Origin of the sequence: Flavobacterium limi (assembly GCF_010645075.1) — a bacterium.
GTDB lineage: Bacteria > Bacteroidota > Bacteroidia > Flavobacteriales > Flavobacteriaceae > Flavobacterium > Flavobacterium limi.
Map to the genome: position 1 here is coordinate 503,062 of NZ_JAADZV010000003.1, position 22,829 is coordinate 525,890.

General features: G+C 37.1%; 14 protein-coding genes. 2 read left to right on the forward strand and 12 right to left on the reverse strand.

The genetic code is table 11. The annotated features are described in order from the left end of the window. Positions 1–86 precede the first annotated feature (86 nt). From GXM16_RS09305 to GXM16_RS09325, 5 genes are all read right to left on the reverse strand, one after another. A complete protein-coding gene (locus GXM16_RS09305) occupies positions 87–3,449 on the reverse strand; it encodes a glycoside hydrolase family 2 TIM barrel-domain containing protein (protein ID WP_229684258.1) in 3,363 nt (1,120 codons plus the stop codon). Positions 3,450–3,586: 137 nt separating this feature from the next. Then, positions 3,587–4,711, reverse strand: a complete 1,125-nt coding sequence (locus GXM16_RS09310) for a glycoside hydrolase family protein (RefSeq protein WP_163394090.1) — start codon at positions 4,709–4,711, stop codon at positions 3,587–3,589. Between the two features lie 241 nt (positions 4,712–4,952). Continuing rightward, on the reverse strand, positions 4,953–6,629 hold the full coding sequence (locus tag GXM16_RS09315; protein WP_163394091.1) for a glycoside hydrolase family protein: 1,677 nt from the start codon (positions 6,627–6,629) through the stop codon (positions 4,953–4,955). A gap of 172 nt (positions 6,630–6,801) precedes the next feature. Then, positions 6,802–8,985: an alpha-L-rhamnosidase-related protein gene (locus GXM16_RS09320; RefSeq protein WP_163394092.1), complete on the reverse strand. Its 2,184-nt coding sequence runs from the start codon at positions 8,983–8,985 to the stop codon at positions 6,802–6,804. A gap of 145 nt (positions 8,986–9,130) precedes the next feature. Further along, positions 9,131–9,931, reverse strand: coding sequence for an AraC family transcriptional regulator (locus GXM16_RS09325; protein WP_163394093.1), 801 nt, complete (start codon positions 9,929–9,931; stop codon positions 9,131–9,133). 99 nt (positions 9,932–10,030) lie between these two features. Here GXM16_RS09325 and GXM16_RS09330 point away from each other — a divergent pair, with 99 nt between their 5' ends. Both GXM16_RS09330 and GXM16_RS09335 read left to right on the forward strand, forming a co-directional pair. Continuing rightward, complete coding sequence (locus GXM16_RS09330; protein ID WP_163394094.1) at positions 10,031–11,245, forward strand: MFS transporter; 1,215 nt, start codon at positions 10,031–10,033, stop codon at positions 11,243–11,245. Between the two features lie 408 nt (positions 11,246–11,653). Then, complete coding sequence (locus GXM16_RS09335; protein ID WP_163394095.1) at positions 11,654–13,024, forward strand: phosphatidylserine decarboxylase family protein; 1,371 nt, start codon at positions 11,654–11,656, stop codon at positions 13,022–13,024. A gap of 176 nt (positions 13,025–13,200) precedes the next feature. Here GXM16_RS09335 and GXM16_RS09340 read toward each other — a convergent pair whose 3' ends face one another. The 7 genes from GXM16_RS09340 to GXM16_RS09370 all read right to left on the reverse strand — a co-directional run bounded on the left by GXM16_RS09340 (position 13,201) and on the right by GXM16_RS09370 (position 22,497). Further along, positions 13,201–14,715 (reverse strand): T9SS type A sorting domain-containing protein, encoded by a 1,515-nt coding sequence (locus GXM16_RS09340; protein ID WP_163394096.1) that lies wholly within the window; start codon positions 14,713–14,715, stop codon positions 13,201–13,203. 203 nt (positions 14,716–14,918) lie between these two features. After that, on the reverse strand, positions 14,919–16,007 hold the full coding sequence (locus tag GXM16_RS09345) for a hypothetical protein (protein WP_163394097.1): 1,089 nt from the start codon (positions 16,005–16,007) through the stop codon (positions 14,919–14,921). A gap of 98 nt (positions 16,008–16,105) precedes the next feature. Next, positions 16,106–16,666: a transcriptional regulator gene (locus GXM16_RS09350; protein ID WP_163394098.1), complete on the reverse strand. Its 561-nt coding sequence runs from the start codon at positions 16,664–16,666 to the stop codon at positions 16,106–16,108. Then, positions 16,663–17,004: a type II toxin-antitoxin system HigB family toxin gene (locus tag GXM16_RS09355; RefSeq protein ID WP_163394099.1), complete on the reverse strand. Its 342-nt coding sequence runs from the start codon at positions 17,002–17,004 to the stop codon at positions 16,663–16,665. Before GXM16_RS09355 ends, GXM16_RS09350 begins: the two co-directional genes overlap by 4 nt. Before the next feature lie 207 nt (positions 17,005–17,211). Then, a complete protein-coding gene (locus GXM16_RS09360) occupies positions 17,212–18,792 on the reverse strand; it encodes a sodium:solute symporter (RefSeq protein WP_163394100.1) in 1,581 nt (526 codons plus the stop codon). Then, a complete protein-coding gene (locus GXM16_RS09365; RefSeq protein WP_163394101.1) occupies positions 18,789–19,853 on the reverse strand; it encodes a Gfo/Idh/MocA family protein in 1,065 nt (354 codons plus the stop codon). The genes GXM16_RS09360 and GXM16_RS09365 overlap by 4 nt, the downstream gene beginning before the upstream one ends. 115 nt (positions 19,854–19,968) lie before the next feature. Continuing rightward, a complete protein-coding gene (locus tag GXM16_RS09370) occupies positions 19,969–22,497 on the reverse strand; it encodes a right-handed parallel beta-helix repeat-containing protein (protein WP_163394102.1) in 2,529 nt (842 codons plus the stop codon). Positions 22,498–22,829 lie beyond the last annotated feature (332 nt).

The window sequence follows — 22,829 nt, forward strand, 5'->3', positions numbered from 1 at the left end:
ATGGAGGTTTTGTCATTGCGAGGAACGAAGCAATCACACTTAGTTGCTCTCGTTATGAGATTGCTTCGTTCCTCGCAATGACTTTATTAATACTTAAATTTTTTCAAACTACTCTCCAACTGATTCTTCGAACCGCTGAAAGGCGTCAAATAAAAACTATACTGATAATCTCCTGATTTAATCTGATATTGTTCGATTGGCTGAGCTACCAAAGTCCAGCTGTCATTTCCTCCAACTCCCATTTGCATTAAATCAATATTTACCGTCAAGAATCCTGGATCTTTTAAATCATAGGTATGACCTGATGCGCTTAGGTTTTCTTGTGTATAAGGCCAAGCGCTCATACTCAAAAATTTGGAATCATTAACTACCATAAAACCTTGATTTTTTTGAGGCGTTGTCAATGCCATCCATCTTACATCACAACGATTTCCGTTTTCCTGTGGTTTTGGATAATGCTCGATAAAATCGTTAATTGGCAGTGAATATTTACCAACAAACGAGCCAAAACTTCTGTCGTTGTAATTTTCAAGTTCTCCTTTTCCGTACCAGGAAATCTGATCGAATTTTCTTTGAACGCCCATCTGCATTCCGATTTTCGGGATGTTAGGCAGTTTATCTGAAGCTTTTAAACTGTAATCTACTTTTATTACTCCGTCCGGACTGATGTTGTACACTACATTTACACTCGCACTGTCTTTTATAATTTCGTAATCACTTGTGATTTTAATATCAGAAGCCGATTTGTCGATTTTAACGTTAACCAATTTTGGCTTCGCTTTGTACCATTGTTTCAAAAGCTTTTGCGATTTCCATCCTCTCTTGTCATTGTCTGTTAGCGGACGTACAAAATTTGGAAGCAATGGTGCAAAAAGTTGTTCTTCTCCATTGAAAACATACGAACTCAAGGCTCCATTTTCTTTATTGATTTTGATATCGAAAGATTTTCCTTTGATGTTAAAATCAGCATCTGATTCGGAAACGTTTAGATTTCCTTTTTTGGATTCTACAACAACTTCCTTCTTTTTCAGCAGAAACTGATCTTCTGCAACAGCGTATCCTTTTAAAGCCCACAACTCGTCTTTCGAAAGCTGGAATTCGATGTTCAAAATGTATTCTGCATCCGCTTTCATTTTTGGAAGATACTGACTCACATTTAATGTTGTGGATTGTCCTGCTTCTAGATTGAAAGGTTTTAAAATTTGTGTTTTGATTACGTTTCCGTTTTCTAAAATCTTCAAAACCGGAATATAAACCGCTAAAGATTTAACAGCACTGCGGTTTTTTATTTCTAATATATTGCCTTCTTTTAAGGTTGAAGTTGCCGGCTGATATACCCATTTATTTTCGAAAAGAGAACCTTTTGGTTTTCCGTTAGAGTCTACAATTCCTTTTGTATTGAAATTTCCATCATGGTATTTTTCGCCGAAATCTCCACCGTGAGCGAAATAATTCTGACCTGATCTTGAATCGAATTTCACTAATCCCTGATCTTTAAATTCCCAGATACAGCCTCCAATAACTCTTGGAAGCGAACGGAATTCATCCCACAATTCTTTTAAATTCCCAACCGAATTCCCCATTGCATGAGAATATTCCACAAAAATAATCGGACGTGTATCTTTCTTTTGATCTACTAAAAATTTCGGTGTGAAAACGCCTGGATAAAAACGGCTGACCATGTCAACATATGAATCATCCTGCGGGTTTTCGAAACGGTAGGCGTGATCGATTGTTTTTGGATATCCCGGATCAAGCGGATCGATATAACCATCTAATTTTGCATTTCCTTGTGCCGGTTCGTAATGCACCGGACGTGTGATATCAAAATCGTGAACCCAGCCCGACATTGCTGCGTGGTTTGGTCCTTTTCCGCCTTCATTACCCAAACTCCACATCACTATTGACGGGTGATTTTTATCTCTTTCAACCATTCGGGTCATACGCTCCAGGTAAGCGTTGGTCCATTTTGGGTCGTTGCTTAATTTTCCGCCAATTCCGTGTGTTTCCTGATTGGCTTCGTCCATCACCATAATTCCGTACTGATCGCATAATTCGTAGAAATAAGGATCGTTTGGATAATGGCTGGTACGGATAAAATTGAAATTATATTTCTTAATTGTTGTGATATCCTGCTTAATATCTTCTCTGGTAACGGCTTTTCCGCGAACCGGATTGTGATCGTGGCGGTTTACGCCATACACATACGTTTCTTTTCCGTTGATGAGCATTTTACCGTTTTCTTTCGAAAATTCAATCGAACGGAAACCGACTTTACAGCTTTTGGCTTCAGTTACATTTCCGTTTTTGTCTTTTATGGAAATGACCATTGTGTATAAATTCGGTTCTTCTGAACTCCATTTTTTTGGATTTTTAATTGTTTCCTGAAAGAATCCAAAACGTACATTATCCAGACGAGGGTAACTTTCGTTAATTAAATCAAGTACAGGTCTTTGAAGCGGTTCTTTGAACATTGCCGTATTATTGTCATCGTACAACTGAACATTCATTGTATAATCTTTGACTTTGATTTTTTCTCCTGTCAAATTCTCTACTTTCGGACGCAGTTTGAAAATCGCATCTTCGTATTTTTTGTCTAATTTGGTCTGAACAAAGAAATCCTGAATGCGTAATTTTGGCTCAGCCATTATAAAAACTTCACGCTGTATTCCGCTCATGCGCCAGTGATCCTGATCTTCTAAATATGAACCGTCTGCCCAGCGAATCACTCGTACGGAAACTACATTTTCTCCAGCCTTCAGATAAGGTGAAATATCAAATTCGGATGGCAGGAAACTATCTTCTCCATAGCCTAAAAACTCTCCGTTCAGCCACACTTCAAAACCGGAACTTACAGCTCCGAAATGCAGAGTCACGGTCATATCTTGCCAGTTTTCAGGAACCGTAAAACTTCTTTGGTAGGAACCAACTCCGTTATAATCTTTAGGAATATAAGGCGGATTTATCGGTCGAAACGGATAAACGGCACTTTTATAAATCGGATTATCGTAACCTTTCATTTCCCAGTTGGAAGGCACTTCGATTTTATCCCAGCCCGAAACGGTGCTTTTGTAAAAATCTTTTGAAGCTTCTTTTAAGTTTACGGCATATTTAAAATCCCAATCGCCGTTCAGCATCTGAATTCGGCTTTTGGTTCTGTCCCCTTTTAAGGCATCTTCAACACTTGCGTATGAATAGGCTGTTGCACGTGATGGCTGTCTGTTAATACTGGTTACTGTTGGATCTTCCCAAGGGGCGAACTCGTATTTTTTATGTAGCTCGGGAACTCCCGCAGGTTCTCCGGTTACGGATTGTGACTGCGAGGTATAAGATGTTAGAAGTAAAATGTAAAATGTGTATTGTAAAATATGCGTCGAAAATCGAAACCTGAAAAATGAATTTTTGTATTTTGATGTTGACGTAAACATTGTTTTTATATTTTGTTTCATTATTATTTGATTCAATTGCCCTTACTAGACAAATTACTTTGGTTTAATCTGTTGAATACTAAACAACTATTACTAACTGAGTTTTATCGTATAAGACATTTTACGTTTCACTTCTAACATCTTACACCCGACTCTACTTATTTCTTCTTAACCTTCTCCGGCGGAGCCACAAAACTCGTTTCACTTTTGCCTAAATCTTTCGAAGTCGCTACTGCAATTCCTCTTTGTTCTGCTTTGTTTACGGCGCAGTAAAAATGATATACTACTCCATTGTGTTTTACGACAAATGATTTGTGTGCAAACATATTATCGTAAGGTTCTGAAGATTCAATTAAATTGTCGCCTTTCCAGTCTTTCCAATGCATTAAATCGTTGGAAACTGCAAAACGGTTAAACGCTCCCTGATCCCAACCTGTCCAGAAAGCACCAAAATAAAACATCACCCAGGTATCATTGATTCTCTGAATGAAAGCATCGCCAGTAATCCCTCTATGGTTGTTCAGTACCGGATTTTTACCGAAACGTTTCCAGGTTTTCATGTCATTCGAAACTGCCATTCCAATTCGTTCTGCTCCTTTGGCCGGATTTATACTATCACCGCGGGCATTGTAATACATGATAAAATTGTGACCAGTTAGTTTCTCTTTATCACGAATTATGGAGTTTTTGTACATTGTACTGTTATCCCACCAGCTTACGTCTTTGTCTTTTGGAGTCAGAACCGGGTTTTCCAATCGTTGAAATTCGTGTGGTTTTGTCGGAGACTCTTTGGTATACGCCATTCCGATTGATAAAACGCCTGCTTCGTAGCCTTTGCTGTCACCGCCAAAATAACTCATCCAGTATTTGTCATCGTATTTTTCCCATTCGTAGCTCCCGCCCCAGGTTGGATCCTGCAATGAAATATAGCCTGCTTTTTGGTTGACATCCCAGTGTTTTTCATTTTCTGAGAAAGACATTACTTTTCCTAAATGTTTCCAATGTAATAAATCATCACTTTCTGCCAGCCAGGTTTCGTAGCCTCTTCCGTCGTAAATCAGATAGGTCATAAACCATTTTCCGTCTTTTCGAAATACAGAAGGACAATCCATTTTATAAGAGTTATCCGTTGGTACCATTACTAGACCGTATTTGTATGGCGTTTTGATTTCGTTGTAAATCTCCTGCATTACGGTTTCGTTGATTTCACGCTTCTTGTATTTGGTGGCACAACTGCTTATTACAATTGCTGAAAAGGCCATAAATAGGTATTTAATTTTCATTTTTTGTTGGTGTATTTTGTATACAGAATTTTCTTTTCTTTTTTGGAGCAGAACATTTGTTTTACTTTCAAAATCCCTCCCGCTTTCCGTTGCAATCTTTTTATTTTTAAAGAAAAAATAAAAAGGATTTCCACTGCAATCGGGGCTAAGGAGAAATATTGTGCTTTTTAGAACTCAAAAAGTAGAAAAAATCAATAATCGAATTCAGGTTTCTCTACTCTTTTCTCTATGTTCTTTATTCTTATTTCAATTCCTTCAATCTGGAGTCCATTACTTCTTTATTCAGCTTTACTTTCACCATTCCGGTTGGATGAAATCGTTTTTTCAGGTCAATTGTATTATAGATAATGGTGTACACATCATTGCCTTCTGGAATTAAACATAATGGTGTTCTCATAATATCCCAGGTTTTCTCTACTTTGGTTTCTATTGGCAGATAGCGCGCTTCGCCCCAATTGATTCCGTCTTTTGAAAGCGTATATCCAATCATATTCGGTAAATGATGTCCCCAGCCTTCCGGACCTCCATCAAAAACGGCAATGTATAAACCGTTTGGCAATTGGCTTACGATTGGGTTTTCTACGAATTGAGGATGTATGGTTTTTATTGGTTCTAAACCTTTGTTCAATCTGGTCCACGGACCTTCTAAACTATTCGATTCCGCCAAAGCAACAAACCAGCCTTTTCCGGATTTCTTAGGATAATCTGCCCAGGATTCAAAAGGGTAAGCTCCACTGTAAAATCCGAAATATTTATCGCCGACTTTATACGGAAAAAAAGAAGCGACTCCCTGACGACCTTCCCAAGGCTGTGAATCCAGACCCGGTTCCATAATGATGCCCATATCTTTGTAAGGACCGCCAATTCCGTTGATTCCTTCTACTGTCGATTCGCATCTCCAAATCCTTCCAAAAGAATGGTTGGGCTGAATTTCTTTGTGAACCGTATACGCCAAATAATAGCCGTACCACTTGTTTGCTTTTTCATTAAAAACAGGCATGTAGGACCAAATCGCGCCACGACGATCGTTCATTGGATTATCATCTTCGGTAATCGCATATGTTCCGCTTGCCTGATAAATGGTGGATTCTCTTTTCCAGTGAATCGCATCTTTACTCGTCCAGTGACCAATTTTAGTTTTTACACGATCGTAATAATATTCAACACCAATTTCTCCAGCTCTTTCGGTTGGAAACATATGATACGTATCACCCACTTTTACCACACGACCGCCTTCAAAACCTCCCTGAATTCCTTCAGTTCCCGGCATTCCTTCGTCGATAACAGGTTTGTTTTCTCCTCCGATAATTTCGAAAAGCGGTTTTTCGTCTGAGAATCCTTCAATAATGTAAGTTGGATTCCAAAGTTTTCCGTCTAATAGCTGAGCGTTTCTTGCTGTCAATTGCTGACTGTTTTTTACCACTCCTAAAATGGCAAATAATCCTTTAGCGTTTGGGAGAATTATGTGTGTTCCTTTAGCGTAAGCGATTGCATAAATATTTACCGGAGCTAAACCTGTAATGGTTGCTCCATTTTCAAGAATCAATTTGCCGTTTTCGATTGCATTTGGTTGCAGATATTCAGAATTGTTCTCCTGAAAAACACCAACCAAAAGCTGAACCGGTTCTTTGAATTTTAGTTTTAGCGGAGCATTCGTTCCTTTTTTATAAGCACCTAAAGGCAATTCAATTCCTGTCAATCCCAGTAATTCAGGAGCCAGACCTACAATATTGTGTTTGCTTCCCGAAAAAACGTGAGCGTATTGAGAAGTTTTGAACGTTTTATAATTTGATTTTACGATTTCAAATGTTGCTGGTTTCCAAGCATTTTGTGCTTCTGCAAATTGAATGCAGATTGAAAACAGTACCAGAAAAGTGGCTCTTAATGTGAAATTGTATTTTTTATTTTTTGAAAACATTGGGTTTTATTTTTTAATTTTCTTGTCATTCCGACGAAGGAGGAATCGCATTTGATGAATCCATACAGTACGTTGTTTCTGTGGATGTGATTTCTCGTTCCTCGAAATGACAAACTAAACGTTTAAAAACTAAGGACTAATTACTATTTACTAATCACTAAGTACTCAGAACTTAAATCGCTTTATAACTCACTTTATATTCCACATTCGGCTTAACAATTAACTGATATTTATTTTTCTCCAATTGCGTAATTGTTCCTGAACTTGCTTTTGGTTTAGTTGAACTTTCAATAATCAATTTTCCTTCCCCTTCAGAAGCTTTTACTTTGATTTCTTTGGTACTGCAATACACAGAAACTTCTCCGTTTGGGGTTGGCACTTTTCCTTCCATCCATTGCTGTCCGCCTAAATTCGGTTTGATTTCATATTCAGCATAACCCGGAGCGGTTGGTTTTACACCCAGATAATATTTTCCAAGCAAATAAATTGGGCTGGAACCCCAGGCGTGGCAAAGGCTTTTTCCGTAAGGGCGTCCATACATTTCTAAATGTTCCTTTCCTTTTTTATTTGGATTGTATTCTTCCCAGAAAGAGGTAGCACCTTCTTTTAACATTCCGCCCCAATACTCTTTCATTTCTTTTAAAACGTAATCCTGCTCGCCCATGGCACACAAGGCTTCCAACTCGTAAAAACGCATGTAGGGAGTTGTGATTTGAAGGACTTTATCATTGAGCAACACCTTATTTTTGATGCTTTGTTTTTGTTCTTCAGTAAAATAATTGAAGAAAATACCAAACATATTAGCGTATCGGGTTACAATGTCCTGCATTTTACCGTCGATGCGCTGATGCTTCATCACGTTTTCTTTTTTATCCCAAAACACATCGAATAATTTAGTTTTTAAATCCGAAGCTAATTTTTGATATTCTTTTTGATCTTCATTTTTGCCTGCAATTTCAGCGCTGACTGCCATGGCTTCTAAACTTCTTGCTAAAAGCATCTGTTCAAAACTAACTTCACCAGTTTTTGGCAGTCCGTTTGCCCAGTCAATAAAAACCCAGTCCCCTTCTAATGGCTCCAGGAATCCGTTTTTATTTCTTCTTTCTAAACAGAAATCCATTAGTGATTTCATTCTTGGATAAAAAGTTTTAATAAATTTCGTATCGCCAGTGTGTAAATAGTAATCGTAAACACCCACAAACCAATACAGTGAATAATCCATAATGATATTTACGTGAGCTGTTACAGGATCTTTTCCGCGAAGCGCTGCCATCGTTCGTTCTACAGAAGCAGAGTCGAAGAATAAATAATAATTCATCAAGTAACTTTGATATGCATCCCCGGACCAAACCCAACGGTCGCGTTTGATTCCGTCTATAAAAAATTCACGGGACGTTAAATGCATAGTGTACGCCGAAACATCCCAAATTTTATTCAATAATTGATCTGAAGATTTGAATGCACCGCGATAGTCTAATGGTAAATATTCATAAAGCATCGAAATCGAATCATACTTTACCCCTGCATCTGCCTGTACCTGAACATAGCGGAATGCCTTGGACCCGTCATGTGTGTAGGTTTCAGACTGTTTTCCATCAAAAGATAAATGATCTAAGGTTTCGCATTTGGCAGAATCCAAGGCTTCTTCGCGGGATTCACCGTAATAAAGTGCTACTTTCCCTTTCCCTTTTAAACCGTGAATTTTAATATAACCAAAAGTTTCTTTACCAAAATCTACCAGCTGACCAGTTCCTGTTTTTTCTGTTTTTGTGGCATTCAAAGGTTTTGTTGTTAATTTAAATCCGGAAGGTTTATTTTCCGGTGCATTAAAATTCCAGGAACCAACAGGAACCCATGGGGTACCGGATTGTTGTGCTTTTCCGTTTTCATCAATCCAGAGTTTATCTTCATTGGTTACCTGCCAGGAGGCATTAGACTTAACATATTTACCATTAATGTAAATCGCAGGTAACACCTCCTGATTATACACTTTAAAGGAAATTTTGTGTTTTCCTGCAGGAACTGTTATTGATTTCGGCTGTCCATAAATCTGGACACCGTCTAAAAGTAACTGAAATGGTCCTTCTGAGTAGATTTTCACCTCATCCGGTTGTGGAATATCAACTTCTGTCTGAAAAGTTACAAGAGCATACGGGCTGTAATATTGCCATAGCGGTGGAAATACTGCTTCGCGTTCGGTACGTCTTACCTGCATTTTATTGCTTAACCAAATTTCAAAATCCCCTGGATACCAAATCCATGTGGCGGGTTTATTTTCCTGAGCAAATACAAGTGCGGAAGAAAATAAAACTGTAAAAACAAATAATTTTTTAAAATTTAGAAATCGATTTCGCATACAACTATTTTTTGGGACTAAAGATAAGTGTTATTTTTACATTTTACAACCTGCACTGTCCTGCACCATCCTGAAATTAACAAATTTCTATGTTTTTGAAAGAATTTTAAACTGTTATTTTAAATCCAATTCTTAACAGCAATGATTATACATTTTCAGAAGTCGTATCAATATAATTAGCAGGCGTTGTTCCTAAATGTTTTTTGAACATATGAATAAAAGCACTCGCTGTCTCGTAACCCAAATCGAATGCTATTTCTTTTATCGATTGTTTTTCGCCTAATCGTTTTATCGCTTCCAGTAATTTTAAGCGGATACGCCAGTCACTGAAATTCATGCCGAGCTCTTTGATGAATAATCGTGATAATGTTCTGCTGCTCATGAATGCTATTTCTGCATAATAGTCTATCGAATGTTTGCTTGCAACATCTTCCAATAAAAGTTCTACCACTTTTTGCAGTCTTTCATGATTGGTCGTGGGCAGAAAAGTGGCACTTGGTTCGATTAAGGCTAATTCGTCCAGGAATACATCGATGATTCTTCTTTTGGAGGGCGAAATATCTCCATCAGTTCCAAAAGAAATGATTTTGAAAACCAATTGTTTTAGAAATACCGAAATATCAAAAGAAAAACTGATTTTCGGCAATCCATCCATAAACGAAGGATCGACGTAGACACTATATAAATTAACATCTTTCTGAAACGTCACCTGATGCTCAGTATCACCCGGAATCCAGAGTCCCTGCAACGGATTTACAACCCATATCTGATTATTAACCACAACATTCATTACTCCGCTGGTAGCATAAATGAGTTGTGCACGCGGATGCGAATGTGATATGCAAACGGCATCGGTTACCATTTCTGTGTAACCTACAACTGGTAATTCAGGATTTATCTGAAATCCAAAATCAACTACTTTGTATGTCTGATAATCGTTATTCATTGTCCAAATATAGTAATTAAGACACCGTTATTTCTTTTCACCTTTGTAAAAAATAATACAGCTGTGATCTCAAAACCAGTTACAATCTAAAACAACGCAATGGAAACCTCTAAAGTACATCCTGACATAATCAAAAAAACAACCTACTCTATCCTATTTATCATCAGCTTTTCGCATTTGATCAATGATCTTTTACAGGCAGTGGTTCCATCTATTTATCCTTTGCTGAAAGACAATTTCAGCCTGAGTTTTTCTCAAATCGGAATTATCACTTTTACGTATCAGATCGTTGCTTCTATTCTTCAGCCTTTTGTTGGAATGTATACCGATAAAAAATCGAAGCCTTATTCGCTGATTATTGGAATGTTATTTACCATGACCGGGTTGTTCCTTGTTTCCATTGCTTCCAGCTTTATGTATCTTTTGTTATCTGTGAGTTTAATCGGAATCGGGTCTTCGATCTTTCATCCGGAATCTTCCAGAGTAGCGCATCTGGCTTCGGGCGGTAAAAAAGGACTGGCGCAGTCGATCTTTCAGTTAGGCGGAAATGCCGGAAGTGCCATTGGTCCTTTATTAGCGGCATTTATTGTGATTCCGCACGGCCAAAGTTATATTGCCTGGTTTTGTCTTATCGCCCTGATCGGAATTTTTGCTTTGTATAAAATTGCCCTTTGGTACACCGCACATTTATCTGAAAGAATTGCTAATAAATCGGCTCTTAAAATCGAAACACATCATTTGTCTAAAAACAGAGTAATTGCTTCGTTGGTTATTTTATTGGTGCTGATTTTCTCCAAATACTTCTACATGGCGAGCATTACGAGTTATTACACGTTCTTTTTGATTGACAAGTTTCATATCTCGATTCAGCAATCGCAGGTTTATTTATTTCTGTTTTCAGGAGCAGTAGCTGCGGGGACATTAATCGGCGGGCCAATTGGCGACCGTTTTGGAAGAAAATATGTAATCTGGGTTTCAATTCTGGGTGTTGCTCCTTTTACTTTAATGCTGCCTTATGTTTCTCTTTTTTGGGTTGGAACTTTATCTGTAATTATCGGATTGATTCTTTCATCTGCTTTCTCAGCGATTTTGGTTTATGCGACCGAATTACTGCCGGGAAAAGTGGGTCTGGTAGCGGGTCTCTTCTTCGGATTTGCTTTCGGAATGGGCGGATTGGGTTCTGCTGTTTTAGGAAAAATTGCTGATGCTACCAGTATCGAATATGTTTTTAAGATTTGTGCGTTTCTTCCGTTGATTGGGGTAATTACTGGGTTTCTGCCGAATATTGAAGGTCGAAAAAAGACCGGAAATTAATTTACCTGAAATATATTCTTATTTTTTGAAGCAGAAAGATTAGGCATTTTCAGTAAACATCGTCCCGCTTTCCGTTTCAAACGAAGTTCACTGAACTCCAATAACAATATAAGTATAGTGAAGTAATCTCTTGTACTGAACCCCAGTACAAGAGGATTTTCACTTCAATCGGGGCTAAAGATGAACATTATCTTTTTTGATTATCAAAAAACACATAACCAAAACGTTATGTGTTTTTTTATTGAACAATAAAAATTAGTCTCTAATTACAATCCGTTTGCCAAGTTCTTTAGTTTACTATCACCAATAAGAACTCTTTCATAACAGCAAAATAAGCTTCTGTACCCAATTAAAATTTTTACATTATTTTCTAAAATACCTTCGGTAGAAATTTTAACCCAAAAGACCATGGAAGCAACTACATTTATCAAAGCGAAACAATTATTGGGAAACTGGTTACCACAAGACCCACAAATTATAGAAAACTGGACTCTAAAAATCAAAGAGTTTACCAAAAAAAATCCATCACCACTCATTCCTGAAATTGCCGAATTTCAGAATCTGGTCTATTCAGATCCTGTTTTATATGCCAATGTACAGGGAATGTTTGCCGAAGCTCATTTTTTAAAACAAAACACACCTTTGCAATGGGAACCGGAACCTGTGAATTTTGAGGATTTCCTTGTTTTACTAAACGGAATCATGCAAACCGCTCCCGAAGCTTATCAAACCGGTGCTCCCGGAAATCAAACTCCTGCAGGTATGATTGGTTTTCCTATCAATGCCCTTTTGGCCTGGCCCATGGCAACCAATTTTGGGTATGATGTTTTTTCAAATGCATTGGTTAATCAGCAACTGAAAAAAATATTAAACTACTGGTCTAAATTTTTGACTACAGAAGATTCACGTTATGTTTTGATCGAAAATGACCCATCCGAAAACGTAATTGCATGGCTGAGCGAATTGGCACAGTCTGAAATGATGGACGTTGCTAAAGGAGCTTTAGGTTTAGAACCGAATCCGATTCCTGTCGGCGCCACATTTTCTGACGTCTTTCAATCTGATCCTTCAGATGTTTATTACGGATTCAAAAGCTGGGACGATTTTTTCACAAGATTGTTTTGTCCGGATGTTCGACCTGTTACTGCACCCGATGATGATTCGATTATTGTAAACGCCTGCGAGTCGGCACCTTTGCAAGTGGCGAAGAATGTGGCTTTGTCAGATCAGTTTTGGTTAAAAGGGCAGCCTTATTCGTTAGAAAACATGCTGAATTTTGATGAATTAGCGCCTCAATTTGAGGGAGGAACAGTTTACCAGGCTTTTTTGAGTGCCCTGAGTTACCACCGCTGGCACAGTCCTGTAAACGGCAGAATCGTAAAAACAGCTATTGTAAACGGTTCTTATTATTTAGAAAATCTTTATCAGGGTTTCTACAATCCGGAGGGCGCCGATTCGAGTGCACCTAATAATTCGCAACCCTTTTTAACAGCTGTTGCCACAAGGGCTGTTATATTTATTGAGGCAGATAATCCGGCGATTGGACTTATGTGCGTAATGCCTGTGGGTATGGCAGAGGTTTCCAGCTGCCAAATAAAAGTAAAAGCCGGCGACATTGTAAAAAAAGGCGACGAATTGGGAATGTTTCATTTTGGAGGCTCAACGCACTGCCTGATTTTCAGACCGGGTGTTAATCTAGACTTTACCACTTATGAAACACCGGGATTGAGTGCTCCTAATAATATCCGTGTAAACACACAAATAGCAAAAGTGGTTTAGAATACAGGCTGCGAATTAAACACAAAGTAGTCAAATTATATAGAAAACCAGAGTTTACTAACTCTAAAGTCGCAAATCATAACCTTACTATCGTGAGATTTTAAAGGCTTTATGACTTTGCGACTTTTTGATTTTTAATGAGTTATAATCTAAATAATTGTAGCTTCTTCTGCAGTCTAATGTTTAATTATACGTTTGCTAATTTTATTTCCGGCATTTATTAAAGTCAATATATAAGCCCCTGCAGGAAGATTTTCTAAATTTAAAATTTGAGTTTGCTCATTCACATTCTTGTTCAGAATTAATTTACCTGATAAATCAAATAATTCAATCACGGCTCCTTTTGTTATTTCATTTTCTAATTCAATAGTAAGGATGTCTTTTACCGGATTCGGATAGTAATTAAATGTAAAACCAGAATTTGTATCTTCTATTGTTTCCACATTTGAATCTGTATTTATTTTTTTAGCGGTTGTAAAATTGCTTTCCGAATAACCCAAATCAGGATTACTGCCGAAATAAGAAAGTCCCACATTGGTCCCTTTGTCTATCAAATCGCTTCCCTGAACTAATTTAAAAGGTAAATTTGTTGGAAGATCACCATTTGATTGTCTTGCTCCAATGGCAAGTGCAGTACTGGTACTTGTAAAATCAGAAGTGTTTACAGTGACACTTAAATTCCAAGAGTTGTTTTGCTGAGTTGCATTTGATATGGAAATTGTTCCGGATAAGGAAATATTATTTTTGAAAATATGTTTTTTTCCGGATTGTACAGGGTTACCAAAGCCAAAATTGATGTTGTTTCCAAATCCTGTACAATTATAAACTGTGATACTTCCGGTATTGTTATTTTGATCGAATCCTTTTTTGGGATGGCCTATGGCAACACATTTGGTCAGTACATTATCTGCCGGAACAGAATTCCCTCCTACTTTAAAACCATTTCCGTTTCCTGTAAAACCGCCGTAATTCCAAACGTCTACTCCGTTTCTGATTGCCCAGCAGTTTTCGAAAGTTACTTTTTGCGTACTGTCAAAACAATCGTAACCGTCATCTGAATTTTCCCAGGCACGACAGTTGATGAATTTATTTCCCGGACCCTGAGTTTGTTTTGGACCGAAACCGTCTGCCATACTTCCCTTCTTTTTAGGGTCGTAATTTCGATAAGCGTCGCAGTTTTTTACCGTTGTATTCGAACCGCCTTTGTTAATTTCTAAACCGGTATTTCGGTTGTTGTAAAAAGCACAATTTTCGAAAGTAGTATTCGAACCCGTTACATAAGCGCCCTGATAGCCTGCTCTTGTAATGGCGATTCCCTTGAAACTCCAATACGAACCTGTAATGCTAAACCCGAATGAATCCTGTACCCATTCCTGATCCGGAAACGAAAAATCGATAATGGCTCTTCCGTTGTTGACACATTCAACTTTGATAGGACTTGCCGAAGTTCCTGATTTAGTAAAAGAAATCGTGTTTTTAGCTCCGGCAGTATATGCAATGGTATAAGTTCCGGCCTGTAATAAAATAACATCTCCCGCAACAGCTTTGCCAACAGCTGTTTTAAAGTTTAGGGCAGAAGAAAAACTCGAACCCGAATTGGTAGCAGTTCCCGTTGGTGTCACATAATAAGTAGTTGCCGAAACGGATGCCGACACCAAAAGCGACAGCATTACATAGTAGATTTTTTTCATAAGTTTTGTGTTTATTTGAGCAACACAAGGTACTTATGGTTTTTTATAAAAATATTGAATTAATTCAATGGTTTTGGAATTAAATATTTGAATTTGACTGGTTTGGGATTTGATTATGGGGTCGAGTTGGAAGCTCCTACGGGGATAACTTATAAAAAAATTTGCGAGCGCTCAACATATTTAGTATACAGAATAAAACATTCTTAGAAAGTTATTCCAAAGTGTTTCTGCCCATTCAATTTTAGTATATTATCAATATCCTTTTTGTTTGTTTCTACCTGTTGATTTTCGAAAGAAAGTTTTAGATTTTTCATTTCTATTGGATATGCCGAATGTTGATTTACAATTAACCTATGCTTTGGAAGATTAAAAATATTACCTACGTTTACATTACTAACAAATACAGCAGATACTTTTGTGAATTTTGGTGAGATAGAATTGAAGCTATTTGTATTATTAAAAGCCCAATCTACATCATATTTTAAATTAAAATTGAAATCAAGATTTAAGCATATTATAAATGGTTTATTTAATACTCCATACCTTCTCGCTTTATCTTTAAAATTTTTAAGAATTTTATTTGAATCTTCGCTTGCATCTTTTATAGTAACAGGAGAAAACTGAAATCCAATAGGTCTAATATCTTTTTTATTTTTAGCAGCTTCTGATTTAATAAAAAGTGATAAGATTATAAGTAAATTATCATCTTCATATTTCAAATGGTTAGTTAATAAAGTATTTTTTTCTCGAATTTCAATTTCCGCAGGATTTATTTTATTCAGTTCGCTTTCAAATGCCTTTCGTAGTTTACCTACTTTGGGAAAATTGTTCTTTTTAAATTCAAGTTTATCCAATCCCAACCAAAAAATAGGGGAGTTCATTTTATTAAGTTCATCAATGAATTTTGCCTTAAAATTTTCTTGTTTAACTTCCAACTCTGACAAGGAAGATACTGTTGTTGCTTCAATATAAAATTCTTCTTCGCCTTTTCTTGCTAAAAAATCTGGTTTCTTTGTTGAATTTTCTAATAAAGGATGTGGTTCAAGAATATAGCCTTGACGATAGAAAGTTTCGTGTACAAATAATTCATAAAAAGCATCATTAAAACTATTCTTGAAATTTTGTTTAAGTTCTACTTTATTTTCTTCTGGATAATTTTCAAACCACTTATTTAATAGTTCTCTAATCTCGGTAATTTTTGTTTGCTGATTATTGTCATAATAATTGAATATGTTGTCACCGAATGAAGCTCGTCGATTATCTTCACGTATTTTATCTTCAAATAGTTTCATAGTAAATGATGGTAATCTTATTTGTATATTTAAAGTATTACTAAATCCCTAATTAATAAATACTAATAGGCTAATAAAAGTCGTTAATGTTTATCCAATTAACCTAAAACCAAATCCTCACTCGTTAGTTTCACTTTAGGTTTACCCAATTTTACCACAGCTTCTTTTACCCTAGTCTGGTCTTCTTTCGAAAGAAATACAGGAATCAATATTGCTATTTCAATTTTCAATAAGCGATTTATAACTATCAAATCTCGTAACGTGAAAGGTTTAATTCCATTCATCAGCTCTGACATGTGAGTCTTGCTTTTATGACCTAAAATTAAAGCCAGATTCTCCTGCGTTAATTCGAGTTCCTTGAGTTTTTTTCTTATGGCTTGTTTTCTGTTTTCCAGAAACATTCTTTCTAATTCTGCAATTTGTTCAGATTTGTCACTTTCTAAAAGTTTATCATCATCAATCTGGTCAACATTGCTCCATTCAGCGTTTTCATATTTTTCAATTAGATCGCGTAATTTGATTCTTAGATTTTTAAAATGAAGATCTTCCTTTGCCAGAAGTCTAAGTTTTCTGTCGGCAATAAGTGCTCTTTCATAATCCAATTCATTTGTGATGATGCCTTTTTCTACTATTTTTTCTATGTCAAAATGTGTTTTCATTCTATATAGCCGTTTTTTCTCAACCATTTTTCAATAGTCGATTTCGTATTTTTAAATGTCGATTCATATTCCTGATGAGTACCTGCCCAAACAATTGTAGCTTCACCGTCATCATCAAACTCAATCAATATAAGTGTTCTGTGAATATGAATATCAAAAAAATAGAATCCGTCGCTATGAACACAATCAGCATCGTTTCTAATATCTTTAATATTTTCTTCAGTAGGATTAAACTTTTCTAAATCTGAGATTAACGCATCAATTTCAGTACACAGTTTTTTATTACCGATGTTTTTCTTTTTAATTTTTAAAATTATCTTCTTTCCAATAATTCTCATAAATAAATGACTTTGCAAATATAATCAAAAGTTATGATATAAACCGAACTTTAAGTATTTCTGCTATTTCGACAAACATAATCTTTATTTTTCAATTATAAGAATTTACTTATTTTACAGTGTACTTTATTCAAAAAATTTAAAGGCATAAAGAAACGCTCCCTTAAAAAAGAAAGCGTCCTTCATTACTATATATTTAAAAACTACTTAATTCCCATTAAAAATCAAATACAAACTCAAAATAGTCAGTCCCAACAAAGCAAAAAGTATCTTCACTTTTTTACTTGTTTTCGGAATATCCGTTTCATCTGAAAAATTGATTTCCGGATTTTTATCGGCTAATGAAATAATAACAGCTGCAATGGTTAAAACAGCAAAAATATAAAACGAAATCAGTAAAAAGTGTGGCCATGCAGTATACACATCGGCAGGAAAAATCCATAAATACAATACCCCAACAAATAAACTAAAAGCTGAACCCCAGGATAAAGTAAAGTTTACGGCTTTTTTGGTCGTGCGTTTCCAGAACACGCTTAACAGAAAAACAACTGATAAGGATGGTGCCAGAAAACCTAAAACTGCCTGAAAAATATTAAACAGATTCTGTCCTTTGATGTTATCAATCGCAATGGCAATCAGAATCGCAAACAGGCATCCTCCTGCAATTGTCAAACGCCCAATCTTAATTTGCTGCTGAATCGAAGCTGTTGGATTCATTTTTTTTACATAAATATCATTCGTAAAAACAGTACTCAATGCATTTAATGACGAACCAATTGTTCCTACCAAAACAGCAATCATCACGCAGATTACCAAACCGTTCATTCCACTTGGGAATAAATTGGTTACCATCGTCATATATGCCAAATCAGAGTTTTTACCCAATTCCGGAAACAAAACTGCACACAGAATTCCCGGTAAAATAAACAACGGCAACGCCATTACTTTCAGCCAGCCAATAAAATTGACTCCGAGTTGTCCCTGCTCTAAATTCTTAGCTCCCAAAACACTCTGCACCATCGATTGGTCGGTACAAAAGAACGCTACAGCCGCTACTGGATAACCCAATAAAATAGCAGGCCAAGGATAATGCGCATCGTCTGCAGGCTGTACCAGATTCCAGAAATTAGAAGGTGTTTTAGCAATCAAAGCTTCGATTCCGCCTACTTTCTGCAAACCTAAATATGATAAGATTAATGAAACGACAATCAATAAAATCATCTGAAAAACATTCACTTTTGCAATGGCTTTCAAACCTCCGGCATAGGTAAAAATTCCTGAGAAGATTACTAAAACCGTTACACTCTGCCACATCGGAATCCCTAAAATCTGGCGTACCAGAATTCCACCGCTAAATAATCCGAGTGATAACCAGCTTACCAAAATTTTTACCATCGCATACCAGGCCAAAATAGTCTGGGTACTGTCGCCGTAGCGTTTCCCCATATATTCAGGCATCGTGCTGACTTTGCTCGCAATATATCTTGGTGCAAAAACAATAGCCAACAACAATAAAAACACAAAGGCATACCATTCAAAATTTCCGGCTACGATTCCCGTTGCATATCCTATACTTGCAAAAGCCAATAAAGACGAAGGCCCCACATTGGTTCCCCACATATTAAACCCGATGTTGTACCAGTTCAGGGAGTTTCCCGCCATAAAAAGCGTTTCGTTCTTTTTGCTTTGCTTCACGCTTACCACATATCCAATGATCAGTAAAATCACCAGATAGGCTGCAACAATAATAAAATCTAAAGCAGTTAGCTTGTCGTAGATGCTGTTCATAGTCCGTATTCGTTAAGGACGTCAGCAATTTTTACTGGCAGACCGGTTTGTAAAGATTTATCCATTGCCTGAAGTAAAGCCACAGTCCCGATACCTTCTTCCATATTTGGATAAGCTTCAAAATTCAGTTCGATACTGTCCACAAAATATTCTAAATAATTCTGGTATTCTCCTCCGTGATGACTTTGCCCTTCAAAACGGAAATAATATTTTAAGGTGCTGTCTCCCCAGGTGATTACTTTTTCTTCTCCGGTTTTATCGGTAACCGCATAACGTAATTCGTGATAATCAGCCTGGCTTGCTCCTTCGGTTGCTCTTAAAATCGTACTCATTCCACTATCTCTTTGAGCTGGCTGAGTTGGCGAAGTATACACTCCACTCACTCTGGCAATTCTGCCATCAGTCGCTTTGAAAATGAAATGCATCGTATCCTCGTTTTTCAAACCTGCAACTGCTCCGTTACTGCTGATCATTCCGTAACCCATTACTTCCTGAATATTCGGCAGATACCAACGAATAAAATCTACAGGATGGCTCAAACCACCGTACAGCCATTTGAAAGACTGCAGCAATGACCATTCTTTCTTCAAAAACCATCTGTGATCGGCGTGGTATTGTGCTTCAATTGTGATTAAATCGCCAATTAATCCAGCTTCATAATCGGCTCTTTGCCTTTTGGCCGGTTCGAAGAATCTTGAACTTTGTCCGATGAAAACTTTTTTCCCTGTCGATTTGCTTAGTTCCAATAATTCCTTAGCATCAGAAAGATCATCGATAAAAGGCTTGGTACACACAACATGTTTTCCGTGCAATAAAGCCTGCTTCACATGTTGCGCGTGCAAATGGTCGGGTGTATAAATTGCGATGATATCAATAGATTCATCGTTTAATAAATCATCGTAATTGGTGGTGTACGAATGAAAATCGAATTCTTTTGCTCTTTGTTTACAGATTTCTTCGTTTCTGTCGCACACTTTTACAAGTTCTAATTTTGAACTTTCTAAAGCGGCCGACATCGTGCTTCGTCCTTCTCCAAGTCCTAAGATGGCTATTTTTAACATGGTTTGTGGTTATGTTAGATTGTTGTTGTTAGTTTATTTTTTCTCGCAGATTACGCAGATGGAGCAGATTTAGATTTTTCTTTACTCTTTGCTCTTTACTCTATATTCTTAGTTCTTAGTTCTGCTTTTTCTCCTCTACTTTCACTTTGTTCAGAAATATCCAGGTTTCGTCCGGTTTTGCGCCTTCGATTCCGGTTTGGTATTTTTTCATCAGGACATTCCAGTCGTTTACACGCGGATTGTTTTCAGTTGTTTTTGGATTCAGTTTATCCAGACTTTCTCCTTTTGGAATACTGATGACCAACATTAATTGTCTTCCGTTTTTGAAAACCTGCAATTGCTGAAAATCGGCGTTGCAGAAACCTTTAGCGATTTCAGGCCATTTTTCGAATTGAGTCGTATGGTAATCCACGTATTCTTTCTGCATTTTTTCATCGGCAACCAAATTGGCAGTCAACACAATATTTTCCCATTCTGATACGGGTTTAGCTTCTTTGCATCTTTCAAATTTCTGGAAATCATAAACCGGGTTTTCATAGATTTTTATTTCTAAAGCCGGAAAAGCCAGAGCCAGTTTTCGCTTCGTTCTTTCAGGCTGGTTCATCAATCCGTAAATTACCAGATGATTTTGCCATTGGTACAATTCTTCGCCCACAATTCGGAAACCTTTTATCGTTGATTTGATTTTTTCGATATCCAGATCTTTTCCGATTACTTCGATTGCTACTGCTTTTGGCATTTCCTGTAATCCCCAGGCTTCGTCAATCACCAATTCTTTAACCAGTAAATTGTTGTATGGCGCACGAATTCCTGCATTTTCCTTAATTTTTGGATCAACAAAAGCATAATTATCCTGCCAGATATTGCCCGCAGGACCATTGTTGTTTTTTAAGATTTTCTGAATCGGAATCCAGTTGTTTTTTATCGTAAAGCCCTGACTTCCTTCATCGGTATACAAATACAACCACAAAAACGGATCGTGTGCGTACGGGCTGTTATACACTTTATCAATATAATTTTCTTCAATTCGGCTGTCCGCCTGTGCTGAAAGCGTGTAAATTCCGGCTACATCATGCAAATGTTTGGCATAATGATGAATTTTATTTCGAAGGATTTTATTATTTCGCATCACATTTTCGGTGTGTGTCCAGCCCCAGCCCATTGAAATTCCGCTGTAGGCTACATCCGAAATTTCGTTGTGCTCGATAGTCAGATTTTTAATGAAACCGGCTGCGATTCCCAGACATCCCCAATCTTCGTTAGCCACATTCGTAATTAAATTATCCGAAATCACTTCATCCGAACAAACTACTCTGTCGTCTTTTACATTATAAGGCAAATGCGCTTCGAAAGCTTCCTCAGAGAAAACGCCTAAATTGATTCCGTTTCCGCCAATGTCTTTGAAAAGATTTCCTTTAACAATATTATGATTCGTTCCTTTGTGCAAGTCTAATCCTGTAGAAGACAAATGCTCAAAAGTACAGGATTCAAAAAGTGTATTGTTAGCATAGTTTACCTCAACAGCGGCTCTTGGTCTTCCAACCCAGCCCTGATTTTCTAAATTCGCCTGATTTGGAGTTCCGGGAGTTTTCAATTTGTAGGCATCTAATAAATACATTCCTGCCTGCAATGGCACATGACCTTGCTGCGAAGGACGAAGCCAGTTGCTGTACTGAAACGAAATTCCTTTGAAATTAAAATGATGTACCGGAGTATCCAGAGTACCTTCCACTTTTACTAAATTTTCTAAAACTGGCGCTGTAACTTTAGCGGAATTCAGTTCTTCTCCTTTTCTTGGGATATAATAGATTTTGGCTTTTTTTCTGTCCAAAAACCATTCACCCGGTTCGTTCAGCATCGAAATTCCATTGTTTAAATAAAATGCTGAATTTCCATTATTTTTAGAAATCCACGGAGCCGGCCACGGGTGCTCGCTTTGGATTCGGCTTTCCGGCTGTTCGAAAGAAAGTCTGGCGCTGTCTTTAACCACTTCAATATTTTTGATTCGCAGATTGGCAATTGCCCACCATTGTACGATGTACATTTCCATTCCCGGTTCGAACTTCACCGATTTATTTTTGAAAGGAATCCAGCAGGTTTCGGTTGCAGCATCCCAGGAAAGAATTCTGTCCATTTGAGTTCCGGCAGTGCTTTTGGCTCTCACGGCTTTTTTACCATTAACCCATAACTGACGGTAATTGATAATTTCACCTGCCTGCTGAGGAGCGTTCGCTTCCCAGATTGTTCCTGCTTTTAAACCGTTTATGGCTAGTGTCGATTTTTTCCAGTTTTTGATTTCGATTCCGCCGCTTAAGATTGGTTTGGCATTTTGATCCGCTTCAATAGTAGTTGGACTGTCAGCTGTTCCGGAATCTTCAGGTCGTATAAATACAGGTTCGTTTAAATAATACGTTCCGTTCATTACAATAATACGAATCCCGTCTTTTATAGAAGCATCTTTTAATCGGCGTAATTCTCTTGCCTTTCTGACAGCCATCTGAACAGTTGCCAGCGGACTTGCCTTTGTTCCGGCATTGGTATCTTTCCCTTGCGGTGAAACCCAGATTTCGGCTGCATTCGATGTGAATGAGCAAATTGTTATTAAAAAGATAATTAGAACTTTTGTAAAGATATTTAAACGCATTTTTTTCTTTTTTAGGTAAAACCGTAAAGGATTTTATTTCTTAACAATATAAGACTTGCAAATAAATGTATTTTTTACACTTTTACCAAATGATGGGTACAATATAACAGAATATAAAAATATAGGTGTCCTGTACCCACCTGCCTTTCTTTTGGATATATGTAGTAGTGTGGCTCAATAAAATAGCAAAAAGGCTCTAATCAACTTTACACGCAATTAGAATCCTTTTCAACTATTAAATATATTGTAAATATTTTTTATAAATTTGTGCAATCGATTACATTATTGTATTTTCGTTTTTTTACGAAACTTATTTTACAATTTGTAAAAAA

What these genes read in the sequence shown, in the direction of transcription:
- GXM16_RS09305 (WP_229684258.1), bottom strand. Translation starts at nt 3,449, where the DNA reads ATGAAACAAAATATAAAAACAATGTTTACGTCAACATCAAAATACAAA.
- GXM16_RS09310 (WP_163394090.1), bottom strand. Translation starts at nt 4,711, where the DNA reads ATGAAAATTAAATACCTATTTATGGCCTTTTCAGCAATTGTAATAAGC.
- GXM16_RS09315 (WP_163394091.1), bottom strand. Translation starts at nt 6,629, where the DNA reads ATGTTTTCAAAAAATAAAAAATACAATTTCACATTAAGAGCCACTTTT.
- GXM16_RS09320 (WP_163394092.1), bottom strand. Translation starts at nt 8,985, where the DNA reads ATGCGAAATCGATTTCTAAATTTTAAAAAATTATTTGTTTTTACAGTT.
- GXM16_RS09325 (WP_163394093.1), bottom strand. Translation starts at nt 9,931, where the DNA reads ATGAATAACGATTATCAGACATACAAAGTAGTTGATTTTGGATTTCAG.
- GXM16_RS09330 (WP_163394094.1), top strand. Translation starts at nt 10,031, where the DNA reads ATGGAAACCTCTAAAGTACATCCTGACATAATCAAAAAAACAACCTAC.
- GXM16_RS09335 (WP_163394095.1), top strand. Translation starts at nt 11,654, where the DNA reads ATGGAAGCAACTACATTTATCAAAGCGAAACAATTATTGGGAAACTGG.
- GXM16_RS09340 (WP_163394096.1), bottom strand. Translation starts at nt 14,715, where the DNA reads ATGAAAAAAATCTACTATGTAATGCTGTCGCTTTTGGTGTCGGCATCC.
- GXM16_RS09345 (WP_163394097.1), bottom strand. Translation starts at nt 16,007, where the DNA reads ATGAAACTATTTGAAGATAAAATACGTGAAGATAATCGACGAGCTTCA.
- GXM16_RS09350 (WP_163394098.1), bottom strand. Translation starts at nt 16,666, where the DNA reads ATGAAAACACATTTTGACATAGAAAAAATAGTAGAAAAAGGCATCATC.
- GXM16_RS09355 (WP_163394099.1), bottom strand. Translation starts at nt 17,004, where the DNA reads ATGAGAATTATTGGAAAGAAGATAATTTTAAAAATTAAAAAGAAAAAC.
- GXM16_RS09360 (WP_163394100.1), bottom strand. Translation starts at nt 18,792, where the DNA reads ATGAACAGCATCTACGACAAGCTAACTGCTTTAGATTTTATTATTGTT.
- GXM16_RS09365 (WP_163394101.1), bottom strand. Translation starts at nt 19,853, where the DNA reads ATGTTAAAAATAGCCATCTTAGGACTTGGAGAAGGACGAAGCACGATG.
- GXM16_RS09370 (WP_163394102.1), bottom strand. Translation starts at nt 22,497, where the DNA reads ATGCGTTTAAATATCTTTACAAAAGTTCTAATTATCTTTTTAATAACA.